Here is a 3,942-nt window from a genome sequence, read left to right on the forward strand (position 1 = left end):
GGGTGAAGATGCGCCTCTGGTTCCTCAATGGCGAAAAGTGTGTGATCTCGTTTGTTCTCCGCGATCTGGCGTTTGAGTTCCAATGCCTTCAGCGCCAGGAAGACGATGTTTGATGAACCGAGGCTCGCGTCTGAGATTGTCCGCTTGCCATCGTCAATGAGCAGCTTGACGTTACGATAGACGCGGTCGATGTCGGTCGCTCCAAATCCAAGGCTCGGTTTGATGTCCTGCTTGGCGCCGCTGAGCTCCAGGAAAAGGCCACGAAGATCCTGCTGCAGTTCGTCAACCGCGGCGAAGTTCGTCAGCTCCTCAGTCGCGGTCTCGATCGCTTCCTTGATGGCTTCGAGGTCTGCGCGGTCGACACTTCCGAACGCAGCTTCGACCAGCGGCCGCATGGGAGAACGCCGCCAGTTCGACAAGTCGCCTTCGGCGTCCCTGAGAGCCGGGAGCAAATCCATGACTATCCGTCGCCGAACGTCATGACCAAACGTCTTCGTTTCACTCTCGCCACCATAACAGATGAACTCGTAGTCATCGTCGGACGTAGGAGCACCCATCAGGTTTGCGAGCGGACGAAACTCGTAGCAGAGACGAACGATAGACGCGTCCGTGTCCAATCTGAAATCGGTGAGGACGCGCAAAACGTCGAGATCAGTTTCGAAATCTCGAATTTCCACCGAGATCAATATTTTGTCGGTTGCGCCGGGCGTACCAACACCGTCCCAAAAATCTGCCAGAGTAAGTTGCCTGGCGCTGTCTGGAAGCGTCGGGTCGAAGATCAGCCGGAGCGCGTAAAGGAGATTGCTCTTTCCGACACGGTTTTCGCCGACAACGACGGCACTTCCATCGAGCTGGACATCCAAGTGTTTGAAGTTTCGGAAACTGCGAATTTCAAGACGTGTAAGTTTCAACTCTACCCCTCTGAGTTCCAGTGCGTCGTTGCTGTGCCTGCCAGTGATCGTATCGAGTGAGACGACGATTCGCTGACAAAATATCCGGTTATGCGAACGGGTTCACGGCGTCCAGGGTTCGCGAAATCTGGTTTGCAGATGGTTCTTCTACTGCCCTCCAAGACCTCGCCTCCGACAGAAACGGTTGCTTCCCTTTCTTTGAGATCGTCCGCACACGCATTCCTCTGCGGTGGAACCCAGTATCGGAACTCAAAATGCATACTATGAAGTCATAGTTTATGTATTTTAAGTGCTGCACGGATGAACTCTCGAAAGATCGGCGATTTGCGTATCTCTGAGATGAGCTCGGCTTCGAGTGCGAGATCGCCCGATCTCGGAGGCGGCCAGGAGTTTAGTAAACTGGCCATACGAAGCCGCATTTTCGTTGAGATCGGCTTTTTTCCAGCAAGCACTTTCGACAGGTGGCCTTGATCGACATTGAGGCACGCCGCTAGTTCAGTCTGTGTCATGGAGGTCTCGCGTCGTTTGAGATCAACCGTGCGGGCAATGTCCTCAACCTTGCTTTGCATATGTAATACATATATAATTGCGCGCATGACCGCTAGTTCGGAAACGTCAGGTCGCTTTGGTCCGGAAGACGAAGTTCTTCCGGGCGTTCGCTTTGGGATGAGTGGTTGGGCAGGAAGTCCCGCGTACTGGTCGAAAATGGCAGAGTTCGAGGCCGATGACCCCGAGGACTACATCAGCCCGAAAGGCACGCCACTGGCTGAAGACTTGGCTTTCTGTCTGCTCGGCGGATACGGCGTGAAAATGGAACTGAACCGCGCCGCTTGGGAGCACCTCTACGGAGCGGGCATATTTTCCGCAGACCCGGTTCCCTCCCGGCGGGAGATAGAGGATTTGCTCAGCATGCCGCTGCTGGTCGAGGGTAGGCAGCACAGATACCGATATCCGCGGCAGCGGGCTGACCGGCTGCATGTCGCGTTGAATGCGATCCGTGACAGACCACCGGAAACTGATGATCCTATAGTTTTTCGCCGGCAGCTTATGGAATTGCCCGGGATTGGCCCGAAGACAGCATCCTGGATTGTGCGAAACTGGTTGGGCAGCGACGAGGTCGCTATTCTTGATATTCATGTCCTTCGGGCTGGTGAGCTGATGGGATTGTTTCCCGCGAAATACCGCCTCCCGAAAGATTATGAGGCGCTTGAAAAAAAATTCCTTGAATTCGCTCGGGCGATCCAGGTCAGAGCCTCCCTTCTGGACGCAATTATGTGGCGGGATATGCGCATACTGTTCGGCTGACCCATTTACCTTCGATTGGCCGACCTCCTAATCTTCGAATAGGGAGGCTTGATTCGATGGCTGGGAAGCGCATACCGACAGGTAGTGACAGGAACGCCGATCATTCGAGCGCGCCTAAAGTGAGCAACAGCAAGCTAGGCCTTGGCTTGGGGGCAGTGGAAGGAGCGGATCGATGCGATATTCGCATCGACACTGACCTGCAAGGTATTCGACTTCCTGCGCTGGTTGGACTGAAGAAGGGTGACTTTCTTGAGATAGGGATAGAGTTCCGTGATCGACACCCTGTCGCTGTAGCCATCAGGTCTGATGGCATGATCGTTGGATCATTCAACGCTTTCGAGAAGTACGCAACTTTCCTCGAATGCCTACAAGCCGGCGTTCGCTATAACGTGGAAGTCACAGAGACCGGCTCCGGCCACTGCCATGTCATTGGTGGCCGCACGCCATGATCATTGTCGGCGGCGTGTACCGCGAAGAGTGCGTTCGTCCTTACTGGTCGCGTATTTTCGGATCAGCCGGGCGGGCCGCCGTGGCCTTGTCGGCGCTTTCACCTCACTCTCACCTGACGGCTTACGCCTATACTGGCTGGGCTGAAGATGTCCGGCAGACGATGCAGGGGTTTGGCGTGGCGACCGATCTGCGAGAAATCACTGCCAACGTCGGCTTCCACTATTTTCACCCACTCTCGATTTCAGAGCTTGTCGGCGCGCCTGGCAAACAGCTCCAATCGCTTTCCGCTAATGGCGATGTCGTCCTGCGCTTCGGGATGGTCGAGGGTGACGCCGTCATCAGTGCCAGGCGGGCGATCTACGACCCGCAGCATCCTTCGGCGGCGCTGCTCTTTCACGCCAACGGCTCCACCGCAAAGGAACTGGCGATCGTCCTCAACGAGGCAGAGCTCGAATACGGCGTTGGTGAAGGCGTCGGCGATATCTGGTCATACGAAACCGTGCGTGATCGCTTCAAGGCCGACGTCGTCGTGGTCAAACGCGGCCCGTTGGGAGCTGTCGTTATTCAAGCTGGCGGGAATGTGCAGTTGCCCGCATACCGATCCGAGACCGTTTTCAAATTGGGCTCTGGTGATATCTTCAGCGCGGTGTTCGCTCATCTTTGGGGCGAAAGGGATTGGCCCGCGGCGCAAGCGGCAGATTTCGCGTCTCGTGCCGTTGCCTGTTACGTCTCGACGCGCGAGCCCCAGCTTTCTCTTGAAGGGCTCGACGAGCTGGCGCCGTACCCTGCCGGGGGAGCGGTCGGTCGAGTGTACATTGCGGCGCCCTTTTTCACGCTGGCCCAGCGGTGGCTCGTCGATGAGATGCGTGGCTGTCTGGAAATGCTGGGCGGGCAAACATTCTCGCCCATTCATGAGGTAGGCTCGCACGGAGGTGCTGAGTACATCGCCGGACAGGATCTGGAGGGCCTCCGGTCTTGTAATGCCGCCCTAGCGGTCATCGACGGGGAAGATGCGGGCACTCTTTTCGAGGTCGGATACGCTCGAAATCTGGGAATTCCGGTGGTTGTGCTGGCTGAAGCGCCGCGGCCCGAAAGCCTCACAATGCTAGAAGGCACCGGCTGCCTGATCACAGACGATTTCACGACTGCCATCTACCAGGCGATCTGGAGTTCCATGAGGTGAGAATGCTGCTGTTCTCCGGTGGCTTGGACTCGTCGGCGCTCGCCTGGTGGCTGCGGCCTGAGCTGTGTGTCACGATCAACTATGGTCAGCGCG

4 protein-coding genes are annotated in these 3,942 nt (G+C 56.6%); 3 read left to right on the top strand and 1 reads right to left on the bottom strand.

Annotated features, from left to right (window positions below):
- On the bottom strand, window positions 1-911 hold a 911-nt coding region (locus tag EOA29_RS28095), incomplete at its 3' end, for an AAA family ATPase (protein WP_127221900.1).
- A 705-nt stretch (window positions 912-1,616) separates the two neighbouring features.
- On the opposite strand from EOA29_RS28095, the gene EOA29_RS28100 reads away from it, so the two are divergent.
- The 3 genes from EOA29_RS28100 to EOA29_RS28110 all read left to right on the top strand — a co-directional run bounded on the left by EOA29_RS28100 (window position 1,617) and on the right by EOA29_RS28110 (window position 3,849).
- Window positions 1,617-2,216 (top strand): hypothetical protein, encoded by a 600-nt coding sequence (locus tag EOA29_RS28100; protein ID WP_245468557.1) that lies wholly within the window; start codon window positions 1,617-1,619, stop codon window positions 2,214-2,216.
- A gap of 119 nt (window positions 2,217-2,335) precedes the next feature.
- A complete protein-coding gene (locus tag EOA29_RS28105; protein ID WP_189479013.1) occupies window positions 2,336-2,665 on the top strand; it encodes a hypothetical protein in 330 nt (109 codons plus the stop codon).
- Complete coding sequence (locus tag EOA29_RS28110; protein WP_127221903.1) at window positions 2,662-3,849, top strand: PfkB family carbohydrate kinase; 1,188 nt, start codon at window positions 2,662-2,664, stop codon at window positions 3,847-3,849. The genes EOA29_RS28105 and EOA29_RS28110 overlap by 4 nt, the downstream gene beginning before the upstream one ends.
- Window positions 3,850-3,942: the final 93 nt, after the last annotated feature.

The organism is Mesorhizobium sp. M1E.F.Ca.ET.063.01.1.1, assembly GCF_003998155.1.
GTDB lineage: Bacteria > Pseudomonadota > Alphaproteobacteria > Rhizobiales > Rhizobiaceae > Mesorhizobium.

Bases quoted from the DNA above. Each gene is read 5' to 3' on its own strand.
- EOA29_RS28100 (WP_245468557.1), top strand. From the start codon at position 1,617: ATGGCAGAGTTCGAGGCCGATGACCCCGAGGACTACATCAGCCCGAAA.
- EOA29_RS28110 (WP_127221903.1), top strand. From the start codon at position 2,662: ATGATCATTGTCGGCGGCGTGTACCGCGAAGAGTGCGTTCGTCCTTAC.